The following is a 17471-nucleotide window of genomic DNA, read 5'->3' on the forward strand; positions in this document are numbered from 1 at the left end:
TGCAGTTAACACGCCACTACCTAATATTGTAGTATGGAAAATCAAGAAATATCACTGCCCATAAAACAGATCATTCAGTTTTGGGAGAGCAATAACCAACAGTTAACCCAACTTTTTAATAAATTCCCCGACCACGTATACGCCGGTAAAGTTGCACCCAAACGTAGCAGCGGTTTATATCTTTTTGCGCACCTGGTGGCTGTGTCCGATGGATTGTTCACCATATTAGGTTTGGGCGAAATAAAATTCCCTGAGTTGGCCCGTTTTATCCGCGAAAGCGAAACGGATATTAACTACCAGGTTGATATTAACGAGCTAAAAGCAAAATGGGAAGCTATCAATACCAAATTAACTGCCGAATTTGCCACTAAAGACAACGCCTGGTGGTTAGATCGCCACATGAGCGTATCCGAGGCAGATTTTGCTAACGAGCCACACCGCAACAAGCTAAATGTTTTGTTAAGCCGCGCCAGCCATATTAACTACCATCGCGGACAACTGGTGTTTTTAACTGAGGAAGTGATTGCTGAGTAAAAGCTACACTTGTCATTCTGAGCGATAGCGAAGAATCTTGTAAGATAATGCTACACCAAGCGTCGGGCTTACAAAGCGTATAAGATTCTTCGCTATCGCTCAGAATGACAATCTCTATAAATAGAAAACCCAGCGTGTTTTAACACGCTGGGTTTTCTATTTCTTCCGGACTCAAACTCTACTCAAAATATTCCTTCATCCGTTCAAAGAAACTTTTCTCGTTCTTACCCGGGTTAGGTTTAAAGTTAGGTGAGTTCTGTAGTTTTTCTAATAGCGCGCGTTCTTCGTTACTAAGCGCTTTAGGCGTCCATATGTTAATATGGATCAGTTGGTCGCCGCGGTGGTAAGAGTTTACTTCCGGTACGCCTTTACCTTTCAGGCGCAATATCCTGCCGCCTTGCGTTCCGGGGTCTATCTTTATTTTGGCTTTGCCATCAATGGTAGGCACTTCAATGCTGGTGCCTAAAGCGGCATCAATAAAAGTGATATGCAGATCATAAATAACATTACTGCCATCGCGCTTTAAAGTTTCATGCGGAATTTCTTCGATCAGTATGATTAGGTCGCCGGGCATACCACCACGGGGAGCGGCGTTACCTTTGCCACTCATGCTTAACTGCATACCTTCGCTTACACCTGCAGGCACATTCAACGTAATAGTTTCCTCGCCGCGAACAACGCCGTCGCCATGGCAGGCATTACATTTTGAAGTGATAACACTGCCTTCGCCATTACAGGTAGGGCAGGTGCTGGTAGTTTGCATCTGGCCCAGTATGGTGTTGGTTACCCTGCGCACTGCGCCCTGGCCACCACAGGTGTTACAGGTTTGGAAAGACGATTTATCCTTAGCGCCTGTACCATCGCAGGTAGTACAATGTACCTGCTTGTTTACTTTAATTTTCTTTTCGGTGCCGTTGGCTATTTCTTCTAAACTTAAACGAACCTTTATACGCAGATTACTGCCACGGGCTACCCTGCGGCCGCCGCGTTGCTGCCCGCCGCCACCAAAAAAGCCATCAAACGGACTGCCGCCACCACCAAAAATATCGCCAAACTGACTGAATATGTCTTCCATATTCATGCCGCCGCCGCCATAGCCGCCGCCACTGGCAGATTGCGCGTTAGCTGCGTGCCCAAACTGGTTATAGCGCTGGCGCTTTTCGGGGTTGCTTAAAACCTCGTAAGCCTCGGCAGCTTCTTTAAATTTCTCTTCGGCATCTTTATCCCCCTCGTTTTTATCAGGGTGATATTTAATAGCCATTTTACGATAGGCTTTCTTTATCTCATCCGCGTCGGCTCCCTTTGAAACGCCAAGTACATCGTAATAATCTCGTTTAGACATTTTTTTTAATGAGTGAATTAGTGATGGAGTGAATGAGTGATTTTATTCAATCACCACCGGTAAACTTTTCTATATGTAAAAATGAGTGACGTGAAATAACATTCACTAATTCACTCATTCAATCATTCGCTAATTAAATCAAGCTCCTACAATTACCTTGGCAAAGCGGATAACTTTGTCATTAAGATAATAACCTTTTTCCATTTCGTCAATTACCTTGCCTTTCAGGTCATCAGTAGGGGCAGGGATGTTGGTAATGGCTTCGTGTATATCCGCATCAAACGCGGTACCTATTGATTCCATCGGGATCAATCCTTTCTGCGTAAGCGCATTTTTTAATTTATTCTGTATCAATATCACGCCTTCTCTAACAGGGGCTACATCACTAGCGTTTTCAGTAGCTTTTAAAGCGCGTTCAAAATCATCCAATACAGGTAAAAGCGCTGTTATAACGTCTTTTCCTTCGGTTTTGCGGGCTTCTTCCCGTTCCTTTACCGTACGGCGCCTAAAGTTGTCAAACTCCGCAAATAAGCGCAGGTATTTATCATTGGCCAGCGCCAGTTCTTCTTTCAGAACATCTTCGGCAGATGTGGCATTTTCGTCTGCCTGTTGTTCAGGCTCAACTGCATTATTGTCAATACCCTCCTGGTTAACCTCAGGCGATTCCGGGTTATCTGTCTTCTTTTTCTTCAACATATCGTTAAAATTCATAGCTGATAATGCCAAACAAGTACCTTGCCATTAGTTAAAAGCCGACAAGGTGACAGGAGGGAGTTGGCAGTTTTAAGTTGGCAGTTGTCAGTTTTAAGCCGGGCTTAAATAAAAAATAGCAACGGGTCAACCCATCGCTATGAATATAATATTCACTAATCAACTAATCTCAAATCACTAATCTTCTAAACCTGCGCCAATTGCACATCCTCCAAAACCTTACCGCCTTCGCATTTAATAATGCGTGATGGGAATGCGCGGATAATGTGATAATCGTGCGTGGCAACAACCACGGCGGTGCCCGATTGGCTGATCTGTTTTAACAGTAAAACAATTTCTTCGGATGTTTCCGGGTCAAGGTTACCGGTTGGCTCATCGGCCAGAATAATTTCAGGATCATTAAGCAAAGCACGCGCTATAACAACACGCTGCTGCTCGCCGCCTGATAGCTCGTGCGGCATTTTCTTCAACTTTGAGCGCAGACCTACTTTTTCAAGTACATCCAGCGTGCGTTCGGTAATTAACTTGGGGTCGGTCCAGCCGGTGGCGCGCATAACAAACTCAAGGTTATGCTCAACAGAACGGTCAGTAAGTAATTGAAAATCCTGAAAAACTATACCCAGTTTACGGCGCAGAAAAGGGATGTCTTTTTCGGCAATTTTATATAAACTATAACCGCATGCGTGACCATCGCCATCATTAACGGGCAGATCGCCGTATATTACTTTAAGTAAGCTGCTTTTGCCTGACCCGGTTTGGCCTATCAACCATACAAAGTCGCCTTTGTCTATATGCAAATTTACTTTAGCGAGTACTTTATTTTTCTGCTGATAAATATCAACGTTATTCAGTTTGATAATTGATTTTCCTATCATGATATTTTAGAAATCTAATTTTAAGATCTGTCCAAAAGGCAGCTCTCTTACTACATTCATTATGTAATCTGCCTTGTCGGCTAACCCTACTTTATCCAATGATTTTTCGGGCCTGTCAACCCTAAAATAAGCCAATAGCGTAAACTCATCGTCGCGCAGCTGCACATAATCAGGTATTTTGGCAACGCCTTTTACTTTTATAATATACATTTTGTGCTCAAAGCTTAAAGCACAAAGCTAAAAGCTTTATTGTAATTTCTTGTAAAAAAGCTTTTTGCTTTAGACTTTCTGTTTTTCGCTTAACGAAGTCAAGAAGTCCATCGTATCTACACCATCGGCATAATCCCACAATTGCGGCAGCTGGCTTTGGCCGGGATTAACTACCTGATTATTCAATTTAAGCGGCGATATGCACACCACGCACTGTATTTTTTCGCTCGCCGCGTTCATTGTGGCTTCAGCTTCTGCCAAAGTATCATAATACTCATAATGCAATACCGCCAGGGGCGAAGCAAGGCTTTCGTTCTCTCTTAATAACAAAAACCCATTATCAAAATGCATTTCGCTGTTTACCAGGTAAATGGATTTATTGTAATCGTAATTGTTGTTATATTTATGATGATTAATAACCGGCTGATAAGTTTCTATCGGTCTGAAAAATGTGCCAATGTCATAACCTCGCGGAATGAGTAACTTGGACACATTACGACACCCCAAACCAAAATAATCAAAAATGTCATGCCCCAGCAGGTTTAGTTCCCCGGTAGTTTCATCACCGGTAATAACGGCAATGCTGTTGCGGTTTTTACGGATAATGTGCGGCACTTTGCCAAAGTAATACTCAAAATACCGGGAGGAGTTATCGCTGCCCGTGGCTATAACAGCATCAAAATCTTTCAACTTATCAACAAAGCTATATTGAGCAGAAAAGCGGGCATCAATGGTGGCAAGCATATTTAACACATGCCTTACTAATCTTCCATCTTGTGCTGACGCCTTAATTAGTGCGTGGTGACCTGCGGCCAGTACACAAAGCACATCATGAAAACCAACCAACGGAATGTTACCCGCTAATATCAAACCCACTTTCTTTTCTTCTGTTATCTTGTCCGTTTCATACTTATCCAGCCATTTTTTTATCGCATCGGCGTTTAGCATTTGGCCGATAGACAAAATGGCCCGTTCTACATTAGCCGGAGTAAACCATGGATTGTGAAATTGTTCCTGTTGAATAAGTATTTGAAGCTGCTCGTTAGGTTGTTGCAGCCGGGTACCCAATTCAGAAAAAATATTAATCAGCTCATTTGGATGGATTTTTGACATATATATGTTAGTATCGAAACTGTAGAATTCTTTTTTTGTTATATTTGCAACTTATTTAAGTACAAAGGTAAATTAGAATTTAAGATTTTTTTAAAATATGGCGATTATAATCACCGATGAATGTATAAACTGTGGGGCCTGCGAACCGGAATGCCCAAACAACGCGATATATGATGCGGGTGCTGCATGGCGTTTCTCGGACGGTACAGGTTTAAGAGGAGTAATTGATTTTGGCGACGGGGTAACTTTAAGTGCTGAAGAAACACAGGCGGCATTGTCTGACGATATTTACTATATAGTTCCTGATAAATGTACTGAGTGTGTAGGTTTTCATGACGAGCCTCAATGTGCTGCGGTTTGCCCGGTTGATTGCTGTGTAGACGACGAGAACGTACGCGAAACACGCGAAGAGCTATTGGCTAAAAAGGATTGGTTGCATCAGAACGAATAAAATTTACGATATTTATATTTGGGGAAGGGAATGCATTATGTGTTCCCTTTTTTTGTGTTGAAACATTTAATAAAAGTTAACGTACAAATATGCAAGCGTTACGCTCCCTGATATTTATGCTATGGAATACGGAATTTGCAATTTAGCAGTTATACCCATGCGCGCCGCTGCCGATGAGCGCAGTGAGCAGGTATCGCAGTTATTGTTTGGCGAAGCTTTTGAGATACTGGAATGGCAGGAAAACTGGGTACGTATAATATCGGCCCATGATGGGTATGAAGGCTGGATAGCGCGCCTGCAGTTTATAATGCTTGGCCACATGACTTATCAGCAACTTATTAGTAATCCGCCCAGATTAACTTTCCGCCCTATAACACAAGCGTGGAAAATCAAAGATAACAGCGTACTTTATTTACCTGCAGGCAGTTCACTCGCTTTTTTAAATGGCACTACCTGTTATATGGACAAAGAAAAGTTTGAAATAATAGGGCAGATAGGCGAGAACGAGAATATAGACGTATTAGCTAAAAGCTATTTAAACACACCCTACCTATGGGGTGGCCGTACCCATTTTGGCATTGATTGTTCGGGTTTTACCCAAGTAATTTACCGCATGAAGGGTATCTCTTTAAAACGCGACGCGAGTTTGCAGGCGCAACAAGGGCATACAGTTGGCTCACTTGCCGAAGCAAAATTGGGCGATCTGGCTTTTTTTCATAACACCGCCGGCAAAATAGTTCATGTTGGTGTACTGCTTGGTAATGAGCAGATCATTCATGCATCAGGTAAAGTTAAAATTGACAGTATTGACGACACCGGAATTTATTCGGACGAGCTAAAGCGTTATACGCACAAGCTAACCTCTATACGGCGCTATTTTTAATTGTCAATCTTCTCCTCAAAATCCATATGATCAACACTTTGGCCTACAATGGGTTTTCGATTCATGGCCGAATAAAGCATCGTCTTTTTACCTTTATTTATGCCGGGAAAAGCTGCGGGTAATTGTAGCTTAATCTGTTCGTTCTCTTGTTTAAGCGCTGCGGTATCTGTTATTTTTAATTTGGTAAGGTAATACACGTATTGAACAAATTCATCTTCTTTAGCATCGCTCGAGATAGAGAAGACTTCCGGATGCGTTTTTACGCCGCTAAGCATTAACGGATACTTGATCTTTGAATTGGCCTCATCTATCACCTTTTTTGAAAATTCCGCTATTTCATCACCATTGGCTGCCTTCAGGTAAGCGCTTCCCGATTTACAGTTGGCTGCGAGCATTATATTGTTAATAGCGTTAACCAGATATCCCTGCGCATAATTTTTCTTTGCAGCTTCAAACAATTGCGTACCCGTTTTACCCAATTGGGTATAATAGCCAATTGCAATATTATTTGCTTTCCAGCCTACGTCATACCTGGCATAAACCAACGTTAGCATTATTTTATTTTGCTTTTGCTTGGGTACAAAAAAGGCAAAATACATTTCTTTAGCCAGTGGCTGATAATCAACTTCTTGGTTTTCTATCCCTTTCAGAATGTCATCGTCATCATTGCCGCCTTTGTTAACTATATAATAGTCTTTCAATAAAAAGTATTCATTTTCGGTACGCAGCTTGTTAACATATTCAAATTGTATTTTTAAATTCTTCTGCTTTAGCAGTTCTTTGGAGCAAAGCAGTTCCGCGTCATCCCGGTCTGTTTTAATAGCTTTAAACAGATCAGTATTCAACTGACGAAGCTGTGTAGCTTTATCGGCAGGTATAGCCTTGTCTTTAAAAACTCCTTCCTTGGGTGGTGTTTGGCAGCCATAGCCAATTAAAATTGCTAGAAGTACTATCAGGCAGGTTAATTTATAGGCAATTGAGCGCATATTGTTAGGTTTATGCACCTAAGTTAAATAACGCTTATTAATCTCCCAAATCTTTAGTTGATTTAATTGAAATCTATTTGCCAAATAATAATGCGCTTATCATCACTTAAGGAAATAAGTTCATTACCATTCCATGCTATCTTATTGATGGATAATTGATGTGATGCATATCCCTTTTCGCGACTGATGACCTTATACAATTTAAAATCGTCTGAGCCCCAGATCTTGATGGTTTTATCCATGCTTGCAGTAGCAAAGTAGGGCTGGGTAGGGTGGAAGGCGATATGATTCACTGCAAATAAATGTGCGGCTATGTTTTCCTTTAATTCAAGCGTTGCGGTGTCCCATACCTTCACCTGCGCATCGCGGCTGCCTGATACTAAATAATCGCCAAGCGGAGAATATTGAATGGCAAATACCGCCATGGTGTGGCTTTTCAGGCTTTTTATCTGCGTGTAGTCTTCAAGGTCGTAAATAGATATGTTGCTATCGCGACAGCCAAAAGCAACCTGTTTTTCATCAGGAGATATGGCGATACAACGTACCGTATCATTTGATACTTTGATGTTGTGGATCAGTTCAAGGTTTTCCAGGTTCCATATAGAAACTGTTCCATCTTCTGATGCTACCAATAACTCTTTTTTGTTGTTTACAGATTTAATGTCGAACACCGGTTTTAGGTGATGGTTCAGAGATTTGATAACTTTCTGCTCCATAAAATCAAACACCAAAACCTGCCCGCTGCGCAGGCCCGCTATCAGATACGGGAAATTCTCAGGGCAATGAATAGCATAAACCGATGCCGCCACCGGGAACATTACTTTTATAAAGGAATTGGTTTTTAAGCTCCACTCCACCACACCTTTATCGTTGCCACCAGAAAAAAGGATCCCCGGCTTTTGCGAAAGCGCCAAAGCAAACAAAGGATTACTGTGTCCGGTAAGTTCGGCTGTTTTTTCTACGGTGATCATGTTAGTCCATGGTCCATGGACGATAGACCATAGTTTTTACTTTTTAACTATGGTCTATCGACTATGGGCTATTTATGTCTTCCCTCTAAATTTTTTGCAATGGTTTCAAGCGTAACTCCCTTTTCGCGCAGCAAAACTAACAGGTGAAATACCAGGTCTGATGCTTCGTTTATCAGGTCAGTTTCCGTTTCGGCTAATGCAGCTATAACTGTCTCAACACCTTCCTCGCCAACTTTCTGGGCTATTTTGTTAAGTCCTTTGCCGCGTAATTTATTGATGTACGAACCTTCCTGCGGATTTTCATATCTGTCGGCTATTATCTGCTCCAACTGCATAATAAAGTTCTGATTATAGTCAGTATTAAAGCAGCTGCGGCTACCAGTGTGGCAGGTAGGGCCATCCGGTAACGCTTTTATTAATAATGTATCGTTATCGCAGTCTATATGGATGCTTTTTACATGTAGAAAGTTATCGCTAGTTTCGCCTTTTGTCCAAAGTCGGTTTTTTGACCGCGAGAAAAACGTTACAATGTTTTCTTGAACGGTTTTATCGTAAGCTTCCTGGTTCATGTAGCCCAGCATCAGTACCTCAAGCGTTTTATCGTCCTGAATTACTACCGGCACCAGGCCATCGGTTTTATTGAAATCTATCGTCATTTAAGTATTTTCTACGTCATGCCGAACTTGTTTCGGCATCCCATCAACTAAGCGCCCGTTTGGCGCGTGAGGTGCTGAAACAAGTTCAGCATGACTTTTGTAAATTAATTATCTTACTTCAATCCCCTTACCTCTTAACACATCCTTCAAATCAGGTATCAATATTTCCCCGTAATGAAATACCGATGCCGCTAAAGCTGCGTCTACATTGGTTTTTTCAAAAACATCCGCAAAATGCTGAACTGATCCCGCACCACCTGATGCAATTACCGGAATATTTACCGCATCGTTAACCTGTTTTAACAAACGATTATCAAAGCCAGCCTTTGTGCCATCATGATCCATGGAGGTAAGTAATATCTCACCCGCGCCACGACTTTCGGCTTCCAATATCCAGTTAAGCGTTTCTTTTTCGGTGGGTATGCGCCCGCCGTTCAAATGTACAATGTTTTTGCCATCCATACTGCGGGTATCAACAGCTACGATAACAAACTGCACACCAAATGCTTTAGCCAGTTCGTCAATTAAAGCCGGATTACGCACCGCGGCAGAGTTAATGGATATTTTATCCGCGCCAGCGTTTAAAAGCGCGTCAGCGTCGGCAATTTCGTTTATGCCGCCACCTATGGTAAAGGGAATATTTATCTGTCGCGCCACTGATTTTACCAGCTCGACCATTGTTTTGCGGCGCTCGTGCGTTGCGGTGATATCTAGAAACACCAGTTCGTCTGCACCCTGGTTGGAGTAGTTCCAGGCCAGTTCAACCGGATCGCCGGCATCACGCAAGTCAACAAAGTTTACACCTTTTACAGTGCGACCGTCTTTAACATCAAGGCAGGGGATAATGCGCTTTGACAGCCCCCCCCGCCCCCTAAAGGGGGAGCTGCTGTTCTCCGGCCTTGCAGCAGAGAAGTTTAATTCGTCCTTAATATTGCTCAATATTTTTTCGAGTTGATGAAATACTTGGTGATTTGTGTAACGTAAAACTTTGAGACCGTCAGATTGCAGATGATTTTGTCTGATAATATCATTACTCGCAACATGCGGTAGGTTATGGATACTTCCATCAAGTTCGATAACTAACTTATGACTGTGACAATAGAAATCCGCTACGTAAATTCCTAACGGATGTTGCCTCCTGAATTTGACACCCAATTGTTTGCTTTTCAGATGCGCCCATAACATTGCTTCAGCGTCTGTTTGAGTATTTCTTAAAGCCTGCGCGTTTTGAAATATAAAACGATCAGCACCCAAAAACATACGCTTTCTCATCAGCAATGGTTCCCCCTTCAGGGGGTTAGGGGGCTTTAGATGGACATTAATGACTCCAAATTCCAGTTCTTTACATCATCAATACTGATGCGGTCTTCATAAATAGCTTTGCCCACCACGCATGATTCCACTTTTAAACGGCTCAGATCTTCAACATCCTGCATGGAACTTACACCGCCCGATGCGATCAGTTTAATGAAGGGCGAATGGTCAAGCAGTTTTGCATAGAGTTCAACTCCTGCGCCACCCAGTTTGCCATCTTTGCCAATATCGGTACATAAGAACCTGAAAAAGCCTAATGCCAAACACTTATCAACGTAATCCATCAGTTTGATGGGCGAACTTTCCATCCAGCCTGAATATTTTATTACTTCGTCCAACACATCAATAGCTATAACAACCTGGTGCGAGCATTTATCCCGGCCGCAGATGGCTTTGCTCAACTCATCTAAAAACATGGGATTAGTGATGGCTTGCGTACCTACTATAACACGGTGTATGCCCGCGTCAATCAGTTCTTTTACCTTATCAATACTGCGGATACCGCCGCCGTATTGCACCTGCATATCCGTTTTTTTAATAACATCAAAAAGATACTGCTGGTTAGAGAAATCATTTTTTGCGCCGTTCAGATCAACTACATGGATCAGGTTGGTGCCGTTCGACTGATATCGTTCTATCATTTCTTCCAGGGTTACGTCATATTCAGTAACCTGGTTATAGTCGCCCTCGCGCAGGCGGACAACTTTTTTATTTAAAATATCAATAGCGGGGATGATATACATGTCTCTTATATTTTTGAAAAGTTTGATAATAATGTCTCGCCGTACACGCCTGATTTCTCGGGGTGAAATTGCACACCATAAAAGTTATCCCGCCAAATTGATGCCGAAAACTTTGTGCTGTAATCTGTTGCGGCTAAAGTAAATACGCTATCATACTCAATAAAGTATGAATGTACAAAGTAAAAGTGTGAACCGTAGGGAATATTTTTAAAAAGTGGATTTTCTTTTTCAGAGAATACCCTGTTCCAACCGGTATGCGGCACCTTATGTTCCGCATCGCTGGTAAATTTAACGGTTTTCATGGGGAACAGATTCAGCATCCCGGCATCGCCTTCCTCAGAGTGTGAAGAAAGCAGTTGCATACCTACACAAATACCCAACGTAGGCTTGTTAAGCGCCTTTATTTTAGGCACTAAACCCGTTTGCTCTAATTTTTGCATTGCAGCCCCTGCGTGTCCTACACCGGGAATAATAAAACGATCATAGTTGGCAAGGTCAGCCTCGGTATATACCATGCCATAAGCTACACCCAGCCTGTCTAAAGCTGCAGTGAGCGAGAATATGTTGCCGGCACCGTAGCGGATAATGCCAAGAAGCCCCCCGCCACCGCGCTGTCCGTCGCTCCCCCCTAAAGGGGGAGTAGGGTTTGGTTGGTTTTTATTCTCGTTAGTTAACATTTTTCTTATGGCAGTTCTATGTTTGATTACCTATCATTCTATACTCCCCCTTTAGGGGGGAGCACCGGCCCGTGCGCGTAAAGGCGGGGGGCTACAACATGCCCTTAGTACTCGGTAAAACCATCTTATCCACATCCCTTTTAACCGCCATTTTTATGGCTTTGGCAAAGGCTTTAAATATTGCTTCAATTTTGTGATGCTCATTTTGTCCCTCTGCTTTAATATTCAGGTTGCATTTTGCAGCATCGCTGAATGATTTAAAAAAGTGATAAAACATCTCTGTTGGCATATCGCCAACCTTTTCGCGTTTAAAATCTGCATCCCATACTAACCAGGCGCGTCCGCCAAAATCAATAGCCGCCTGTGCCAGGCAGTCGTCCATTGGCACGCAAAAGCCATAACGCTCAATACCTTTTTTATCGCCTAAAGCAGCCGCAAAAACCTCGCCTAAAGCTATTCCTGTATCCTCTATAGTGTGGTGTTCGTCAATATGCAGATCGCCTTTTGCCGTTATTTCCAGATCCATGCTGCCATGGCGCGCTATCTGATCCAGCATGTGGTCAAAAAAATGCAGACCCGTTGCTATTTTAGCATCGCCCGTACCATCCAGGTTTATTTTTACCGATATATCTGTCTCTTTGGTGGTGCGTTTGTTGTCAAATACGCGTTCGCCCAGCTTTAAAAATTCATAAATGGCTTTCCAGTCGGTAGTTTCTAAAGCTACAACTTCTTTTACCTCAGCGTTTTGCTCTGCAGTAAACTCACCACCGCCTAAGTTAGAATGATTGTTGAGCCAGATTGCCTTAGCGCCCAGATTTCTTGCCAGTAATACATCATTGCGGCGATCGCCTATGGTAAAGGAGTTCTTAAGATCGTACTTCTCAGTATCAAAATACTTAGTAAGTAATGCAGTGCCCGGCTTGCGGGTAGGGGCATTGTCCTTAGCAAAAGTGCGGTCAATTACCTGATCTGAAAACTTAACGCCTTCATTCTCAAAAGTTTTAAGAATAAAATTATGTATAGGTAAAAAAGTATATTCAGGATAAGAAGCTGTACCTAAACCGTCCTGATTTGTAACCATTACCAGTTCGTAATCCAGTTCGGCAGCAATTTTTGGCAGGTATTGTAAGGCACCCGGGTAAAACTCCAGTTTATCAAACGAGTCTATCTGCTCGTCAGCGGTTTCCAGTATCAGGGTGCCGTCTCGGTCAACAAAAAGTATCTTCTGCAGGTTGCTCATTTGTAGTCCTGTAAGCTTTTTATCAATATGTTATTTTCTTCGGGGGTGCCTACTGTTATGCGCAGCGAGCCTTCGCAAAGTTCAACTTTCGACCGGTCGCGCACAATTATTCCGCGTTGTACAAGGAAATTGTAAATGGCTTTGGGATCAGTTGTTTTTACGAGGATAAAGTTAGCATCTGAAGGGTAAATATCCAGCACAAAATCAAAGTTTTTAAGCTCAAGTACCAAATTATCACGTTCTTTCAGCGTTTCCTTTATCCATTCGTTAACCTGATCTACATTTTCCAACGCCTTTAATGCCAATTTTTGCGATGCTTCGTTGATGTTATAAGGTGGTTTAACTTTGTTCATCACCTCAATAATTTCCTCGCTGGCGAAGGCCATTCCTACACGTAAACCAGCCAGGCCCCATGCTTTTGACAGCGTTTGCAACACTACCAAATTAGCATATTCTGTAAGCTCCTGTATAAAGGTTTTTTGCCTGCTGAAGTTGATGTAAGCCTCGTCAACTACAACTAATCCACTGAAGTTGGCCAGCAGGGTTTCTACATCCTCACGGTTAATTGAATTGCCGGTTGGGTTATTGGGCGAGCAGATAAAGATCAGTTTGGTGTTTTTATCAATTGCTTCGGCAATACCCTCTAAATCCAACTGATACTCTGTTGTAAGCGGAACCCGTTTAAGGGCAACATCGTTTATATTGGCTGATACCTGGTACATGCCATAAGTAGGCGGCACAATTATAACATTGTCTATACCCGGATTGCAAAACGCGCGGAAAAGGATATCAATTGCCTCATCGCTGCCATTACCTAAGAATATATTGCGGATAGGTACACCCTTAATCTCGCTCAGGCGCTTTTTTACATTGTATTGCAGCGGATCAGGGTAGCGGTTATACTGCTCATCCAAAGGTGAGCCGTAAGCATTTTCATTAGCATCCAAATACACGCTGGCCTCGCCCTGAAACTCATCGCGAGCGGAGGAGTAGGGGGTGAGGTTTTTTATGTTTTCTCTTAATATGTTATTTATGTTGAACATTGTAATTGCCTTTCTTTGTCATTGCTTCGTGCCTCGCAATGACAGTTATTTATTTCATTCTAACACTCACCGCATTTTTATGCGCGTGCAAACTTTCCAGCTCAGCCAGTATTTCTACCGACGGGCCGATATTGTTTATACCTTCCGGCGTGATATGCTGAAAAGTGATCTTCTTCACAAACGAATCAACCGATACACCCGAATACGCCCGCGCATAGCTGCTTGTTGGCAAAGTATGGTTAGTTCCTGAAGCGTAATCGCCTGCGCTTTCGGGCGTTAAATTGCCCAGAAAAACGGATCCGGCGTTGACGATCTTTGCGGTTAGCTGCTGCCAGTTATCAGTTGCCAGTATCAAATGCTCAGGTGCGTATTGGTTGCTGAAATTCATAGCCTGATCCAGGGTTTCGGTTATAACTACGTAGGAGTTATCCAACGCTTGTTTAACTATCTCAGCCCTTGGTAATACGGCAGTCTGTCTTTCAACCTCAGCCAAAGTTGCTTCTGCTATTTGTGCTGATGTTGTAACTAATATGGCCTGGCTATCAATTCCATGCTCAGCCTGTGCTAACAGGTCGGCAGCGATAAACTCAGGTTTGGCCGTTTCATCGGCAATTACCAGCACTTCTGACGGGCCGGCAGGCATATCTATAGCGGTTGTAGTGGTTGATTGAATGATGGTTTTAGCCTTGGTTACAAACTGGTTGCCCGGGCCAAATATCTTATCTACCTTAACAATGCTTTCGGTGCCGTAAGCCATTGCGCCAATGGCCTGCGCGCCCCCTGCCAGATAGATCTTATCTACCCCCAGTAATTGAGCCACATAAGCTATAAAAGCATTCACCTTGCCGTTTTTTTGCGGGGGTGAGCAAACCACAATTTCTCTACAGCCAGCTATTTGTGCCGGAATACCTAACATCAAAAATGTACTTGGTAAAACAGCTGATCCACCCGGAATATATAAACCCACTTTTTCAATGGCTCGTAGTTCGCGCCAGCACGTAACGCCGGGCATGGTTTCTACCTTATCCTCGGTTTTTACCTGCGTTTGATGGAATTTGTAGATGTTATTATACGCGATCTGCAAAGCAGCTTTTTGCTCGTCGGATATCGCCGAAGCTATTTCTGCCAGTTCCTCTTTATCCAGGTAAAGTTTATTAAGTTCTACTTTGTCAAACTTATGGGCATAATCCAACAGCGCGCTGTCGCCATGTTGCCTTACGTTATCTAAAACTTCTTCAACAATAGCACGGATCTCGTTGGCAGGGTCAACATTACGTTGCACCAGCTCGACTATGTCGGATGTGTTTAAATCAGAATAATTGTAAATCTTCATAAGTCCCCAAACCCCCTAAAGGGGAAGTAGCCCCCCGACCCCCTAAAGGGGGAGGAAGGGAATTTATATTTTAACCTCTTTTACCCACCATCGTTCCCCCTTTAGGGGGATAGGGGGCTAAAGTATTATCTTCTCAATAGGCATTACCACAATACCCTGCGCGCCGGCTTGCTTAAGCTGGCTTATGCGACCCCAAAAATCGCGCTCCGGGATAACTGTGTGTACAGCTACCCAGCCTTCTTCGGCCAGTGGTAATACAGATGGGCTTTTTACACCCGGCAGCAGTTTCAATATACCCGGTAAGTTGGCTTTTTCAACATTAAGTACAACATATTTGGTTTCTTTTGCCCGCAGCACAGATTGTATACGCTGAATTAATTCCTGTATCAGGTCGTCATTTTCGCTGCCTTTTGAGCCGATTAGAACCGCCTCTGATGACATTACATCAGCAAATGGTTTTAAGCCGTTGCTTTTTAACGTGCCGCCGGTTGATACCAGGTCGCATATAGCATCGCTCAAACCCAAGCCCGGCGAGATCTCAACCGAACCGGAAATGGTGCGTATATCGGCATCAATGTTTTGCTTCGCTAAAAATTTGCCTAAAATTACCGGGTAAGTAGTAGCTATTGATTTGCCGTTAAGGCCTTGTATATCCGTAATGTCGCTGTTGTTGGTTATTGCTATTTTAAGCGAGCATTTACCAAAGCCTAAGCGTTGCAGGTAACTTACCGCAACTTCTGTTTCCTCTATCACATTTTCGCCAACTATACCCAGATCGGCAATGCCGTCCTGTACATATTCAGGGATATCATCGTCGCGAAGAAAAAGAATTTCGAGCGGAAAATTAGAAACAGGAGATATAAGCGAGCTTTTGTAGTTTTCAAAACTAAGACCGCAATTTTTTAATAATTCAACAGATTTGTCGTTGAGCCGACCAGATTTCTGGATCGCTATTTTAAGTGTTTTCACAAAAAAGGTAATTAAGTACTATAATAAAAATATAAACCGGGGCTGTTATTTCGCGTAGAAACATACATTATCTATTCATCACCGGGCGGTGATGATGCAATTGCAGATGATGTAAGTTAAATGATCCCATTTTTATTATTACGAGTAGTAAAATTATAGCCGTATCAGTTAACGGATATGCGCTGCAAATATAGATAGTTATTTAAAAAAACAAAACATTGGCTAAGATTTATAGGGTTTGACCATGATTAATGGTGGTTAAACGTTATTGAGTTTGTTAGTGAGAAGCCATTCACCCCATTTTATTTACCGCTTGCCACAATTATTTTTCATGGTGATGTAATGCCTGTTTATTTGAGGCATGAAAACAAAAGCATTATCATTTATAAAAGATTGGCTGCTGCATTTTGCCGCGCTTATATTCCTTTTTAATTTTTTCGACACCATTGATTTTATAAGCAAGCGGGCGCGTTGGGGAGATTTTCTGCGGGACGACGATGGTACACCCGATACTGTTTCTGACAGGATAATACGTCATACTTTTCATAACCCCGAAATTTTTGAAATGATGGCGTTTACATTGCTGGTTGATCTTTTATATCGCTTTGTGTTTAAAAAATACCGGTGGCCGGTTTTTATAATTGTTTCTGCCATATGCTGTTGTTTAGTACTTGGCGCCCATGCATTGTTCACACACAGAGAATTAACGGGCATTTTACAGCTGCTTGGGGTGCTTATGGGGTATGTGGTTGGTTATGCCCTTTTGCGTGAATTTTTTCACCATAAATTATATGCGTTGGATGTCAGGTTAGGAAAATCAGAAAACGAATTGAATGTGCTTAAGCAACAGCTTGACCCTCACTTTTTGTTTAATACCCTCAATTACCTGTACGGTACCGCGCTGCGGGAGAAAGCCGAAAGCACTGCTAAAGGCATTGAGGTAATGTCGGGCATGATGCGGTATAGTGTTGAGGGGATGCAGCAAACCTTTGTGCCACTGGCAGATGAAGTGAATTTTATAGAACAATATCTGTACCTGCAGCGGGTGCGTCTGCCTGAAAGAACATCCAATGGTATTAGAGTTACCGTGGCAATTCCGGATAAGGCATGTATTATAGCCCCAATGCTGCTGATCCCCTTTATTGAAAATGCATTTAAGCACGGCATCAGTAATGATTCTTCCGTTGATATAAATATCGACATCAGATCGACCGGCAACGTACTTACAATGAAGATAAACAACAGCATTCATTCAGAAAACCTGGTTAAAGGCACTAATAGTGGCCTAAGTATCACCAAGCGCAGGCTTGAACTACTTTATCCTTACAAACATCAGCTTGAAATAAAAGCGGGAATGGACAGGTATGATGTGCTGCTGGTATTAACCCTTCAACCATTAAACAAATAATTAAAAACTTAA

19 protein-coding genes and 1 pseudogene are annotated in these 17471 nt (G+C 42.6%); 4 read left to right on the forward strand and 16 right to left on the reverse strand.

Annotation, left to right across the window (positions count from 1 at the left end):
* Window positions 1-33: 33 nt before the first annotated feature.
* Entirely contained in the window at window positions 34-534 is a 501-nt protein-coding gene (locus ACFQZS_RS08600; RefSeq protein ID WP_377099244.1) for a DinB family protein, read from the forward strand.
* Between the two features lie 178 nt (window positions 535-712).
* On the opposite strand, the gene dnaJ is transcribed toward ACFQZS_RS08600, so the two are convergent.
* From dnaJ to ACFQZS_RS08625, 5 genes are all read right to left on the reverse strand, one after another.
* Window positions 713-1876 (reverse strand): molecular chaperone DnaJ, encoded by a 1164-nt coding sequence (dnaJ, locus tag ACFQZS_RS08605; protein WP_377099246.1) that lies wholly within the window; start codon window positions 1874-1876, stop codon window positions 713-715.
* Between the two features lie 138 nt (window positions 1877-2014).
* Entirely contained in the window at window positions 2015-2587 is a 573-nt protein-coding gene (locus ACFQZS_RS08610) for a nucleotide exchange factor GrpE (RefSeq protein ID WP_377099247.1), read from the reverse strand.
* Window positions 2588-2772: 185 nt separating this feature from the next.
* Complete coding sequence (locus ACFQZS_RS08615) at window positions 2773-3462, reverse strand: cell division ATP-binding protein FtsE (protein ID WP_377099249.1); 690 nt, start codon at window positions 3460-3462, stop codon at window positions 2773-2775.
* A 6-nt stretch (window positions 3463-3468) separates the two neighbouring features.
* Window positions 3469-3672, reverse strand: a complete 204-nt coding sequence (locus ACFQZS_RS08620; RefSeq protein WP_377099251.1) for a fructose-6-phosphate aldolase — start codon at window positions 3670-3672, stop codon at window positions 3469-3471.
* Window positions 3673-3741: 69 nt separating this feature from the next.
* Window positions 3742-4785 carry an acyl-CoA reductase gene (locus tag ACFQZS_RS08625; protein WP_377099253.1) on the reverse strand — a complete coding sequence of 348 codons (1044 nt, stop codon included), beginning with the start codon at window positions 4783-4785 and terminating at the stop codon, window positions 3742-3744.
* Between the two features lie 97 nt (window positions 4786-4882).
* Here ACFQZS_RS08625 and ACFQZS_RS08630 point away from each other — a divergent pair, with 97 nt between their 5' ends.
* The gene (locus ACFQZS_RS08630) at window positions 4883-5236 is read left to right on the forward strand and encodes a 4Fe-4S dicluster domain-containing protein (protein WP_377099255.1); all 354 of its coding nucleotides are present in this window, start codon (window positions 4883-4885) and stop codon (window positions 5234-5236) included.
* A 121-nt stretch (window positions 5237-5357) separates the two neighbouring features.
* Complete coding sequence (locus ACFQZS_RS08635; protein ID WP_377099257.1) at window positions 5358-6119, forward strand: C40 family peptidase; 762 nt, start codon at window positions 5358-5360, stop codon at window positions 6117-6119.
* Here ACFQZS_RS08635 and ACFQZS_RS08640 read toward each other — a convergent pair.
* From ACFQZS_RS08640 to hisG, 11 genes and pseudogenes are all read right to left on the reverse strand, one after another.
* Complete coding sequence (locus ACFQZS_RS08640) at window positions 6116-7105, reverse strand: hypothetical protein (protein ID WP_377099259.1); 990 nt, start codon at window positions 7103-7105, stop codon at window positions 6116-6118. The genes ACFQZS_RS08635 and ACFQZS_RS08640 overlap by 4 nt on opposite strands.
* A 62-nt stretch (window positions 7106-7167) precedes the next feature.
* Entirely contained in the window at window positions 7168-8076 is a 909-nt protein-coding gene (locus ACFQZS_RS08645; protein WP_377099261.1) for a WD40 repeat domain-containing protein, read from the reverse strand.
* Between the two features lie 68 nt (window positions 8077-8144).
* On the reverse strand, window positions 8145-8732 hold the full coding sequence (gene hisIE, locus ACFQZS_RS08650; protein WP_377099263.1) for a bifunctional phosphoribosyl-AMP cyclohydrolase/phosphoribosyl-ATP diphosphatase HisIE: 588 nt from the start codon (window positions 8730-8732) through the stop codon (window positions 8145-8147).
* Between the two features lie 108 nt (window positions 8733-8840).
* Complete coding sequence (gene hisF / locus ACFQZS_RS08655; RefSeq protein ID WP_377099623.1) at window positions 8841-9590, reverse strand: imidazole glycerol phosphate synthase subunit HisF; 750 nt, start codon at window positions 9588-9590, stop codon at window positions 8841-8843.
* 69 nt (window positions 9591-9659) lie between these two features.
* A pseudogene (locus ACFQZS_RS08660) lies at window positions 9660-10004 on the reverse strand (endonuclease domain-containing protein); the annotation flags it as partial.
* A 35-nt stretch (window positions 10005-10039) separates the two neighbouring features.
* On the reverse strand, window positions 10040-10789 hold the full coding sequence (locus ACFQZS_RS08665; protein WP_377099265.1) for a 1-(5-phosphoribosyl)-5-[(5-phosphoribosylamino)methylideneamino]imidazole-4-carboxamide isomerase: 750 nt from the start codon (window positions 10787-10789) through the stop codon (window positions 10040-10042).
* A gap of 5 nt (window positions 10790-10794) precedes the next feature.
* Complete coding sequence (hisH, locus tag ACFQZS_RS08670) at window positions 10795-11466, reverse strand: imidazole glycerol phosphate synthase subunit HisH (RefSeq protein WP_377099267.1); 672 nt, start codon at window positions 11464-11466, stop codon at window positions 10795-10797.
* Window positions 11467-11557: 91 nt separating this feature from the next.
* The gene (hisB, locus tag ACFQZS_RS08675) at window positions 11558-12706 is read right to left on the reverse strand and encodes a bifunctional histidinol-phosphatase/imidazoleglycerol-phosphate dehydratase HisB (RefSeq protein ID WP_377099269.1); all 1149 of its coding nucleotides are present in this window, start codon (window positions 12704-12706) and stop codon (window positions 11558-11560) included.
* Window positions 12703-13749 (reverse strand): histidinol-phosphate transaminase, encoded by a 1047-nt coding sequence (gene hisC, locus ACFQZS_RS08680; protein ID WP_377099271.1) that lies wholly within the window; start codon window positions 13747-13749, stop codon window positions 12703-12705. Before hisC ends, hisB begins: the two co-directional genes overlap by 4 nt.
* A gap of 49 nt (window positions 13750-13798) precedes the next feature.
* Window positions 13799-15082 carry a histidinol dehydrogenase gene (hisD, locus tag ACFQZS_RS08685; protein ID WP_377099273.1) on the reverse strand — a complete coding sequence of 428 codons (1284 nt, stop codon included), beginning with the start codon at window positions 15080-15082 and terminating at the stop codon, window positions 13799-13801.
* A gap of 117 nt (window positions 15083-15199) precedes the next feature.
* Window positions 15200-16051, reverse strand: coding sequence for an ATP phosphoribosyltransferase (gene hisG / locus ACFQZS_RS08690; protein WP_377099274.1), 852 nt, complete (start codon window positions 16049-16051; stop codon window positions 15200-15202).
* A gap of 361 nt (window positions 16052-16412) precedes the next feature.
* Here hisG and ACFQZS_RS08695 point away from each other — a divergent pair, with 361 nt between their 5' ends.
* Window positions 16413-17459: a sensor histidine kinase gene (locus tag ACFQZS_RS08695; protein ID WP_377099276.1), complete on the forward strand. Its 1047-nt coding sequence runs from the start codon at window positions 16413-16415 to the stop codon at window positions 17457-17459.
* Window positions 17460-17471: the final 12 nt, after the last annotated feature.

It is taken from the genome of Mucilaginibacter calamicampi, assembly GCF_042676765.1.
In the GTDB taxonomy this organism is placed as follows: Bacteria; Bacteroidota; Bacteroidia; order Sphingobacteriales; family Sphingobacteriaceae; genus Mucilaginibacter; species Mucilaginibacter calamicampi.

Bases quoted from the DNA above. Each gene is read 5' to 3' on its own strand.
- hisC (WP_377099271.1), bottom strand. From the start codon at position 13,749: ATGTTCAACATAAATAACATATTAAGAGAAAACATAAAAAACCTCACC.
- ACFQZS_RS08615 (WP_377099249.1), bottom strand. From the start codon at position 3,462: ATGATAGGAAAATCAATTATCAAACTGAATAACGTTGATATTTATCAG.
- ACFQZS_RS08665 (WP_377099265.1), bottom strand. From the start codon at position 10,789: ATGTATATCATCCCCGCTATTGATATTTTAAATAAAAAAGTTGTCCGC.
- ACFQZS_RS08610 (WP_377099247.1), bottom strand. From the start codon at position 2,587: ATGAATTTTAACGATATGTTGAAGAAAAAGAAGACAGATAACCCGGAA.
- ACFQZS_RS08640 (WP_377099259.1), bottom strand. From the start codon at position 7,105: ATGCGCTCAATTGCCTATAAATTAACCTGCCTGATAGTACTTCTAGCA.
- ACFQZS_RS08600 (WP_377099244.1), top strand. From the start codon at position 34: ATGGAAAATCAAGAAATATCACTGCCCATAAAACAGATCATTCAGTTT.
- ACFQZS_RS08630 (WP_377099255.1), top strand. From the start codon at position 4,883: ATGGCGATTATAATCACCGATGAATGTATAAACTGTGGGGCCTGCGAA.
- ACFQZS_RS08625 (WP_377099253.1), bottom strand. From the start codon at position 4,785: ATGTCAAAAATCCATCCAAATGAGCTGATTAATATTTTTTCTGAATTG.
- ACFQZS_RS08695 (WP_377099276.1), top strand. From the start codon at position 16,413: ATGAAAACAAAAGCATTATCATTTATAAAAGATTGGCTGCTGCATTTT.
- hisD (WP_377099273.1), bottom strand. From the start codon at position 15,082: ATGAAGATTTACAATTATTCTGATTTAAACACATCCGACATAGTCGAG.
- ACFQZS_RS08620 (WP_377099251.1), bottom strand. From the start codon at position 3,672: ATGTATATTATAAAAGTAAAAGGCGTTGCCAAAATACCTGATTATGTG.
- dnaJ (WP_377099246.1), bottom strand. From the start codon at position 1,876: ATGTCTAAACGAGATTATTACGATGTACTTGGCGTTTCAAAGGGAGCC.
- hisB (WP_377099269.1), bottom strand. From the start codon at position 12,706: ATGAGCAACCTGCAGAAGATACTTTTTGTTGACCGAGACGGCACCCTG.
- hisIE (WP_377099263.1), bottom strand. From the start codon at position 8,732: ATGACGATAGATTTCAATAAAACCGATGGCCTGGTGCCGGTAGTAATT.
- hisH (WP_377099267.1), bottom strand. From the start codon at position 11,466: ATGTTAACTAACGAGAATAAAAACCAACCAAACCCTACTCCCCCTTTA.
- ACFQZS_RS08645 (WP_377099261.1), bottom strand. From the start codon at position 8,076: ATGATCACCGTAGAAAAAACAGCCGAACTTACCGGACACAGTAATCCT.
- ACFQZS_RS08635 (WP_377099257.1), top strand. From the start codon at position 5,358: ATGGAATACGGAATTTGCAATTTAGCAGTTATACCCATGCGCGCCGCT.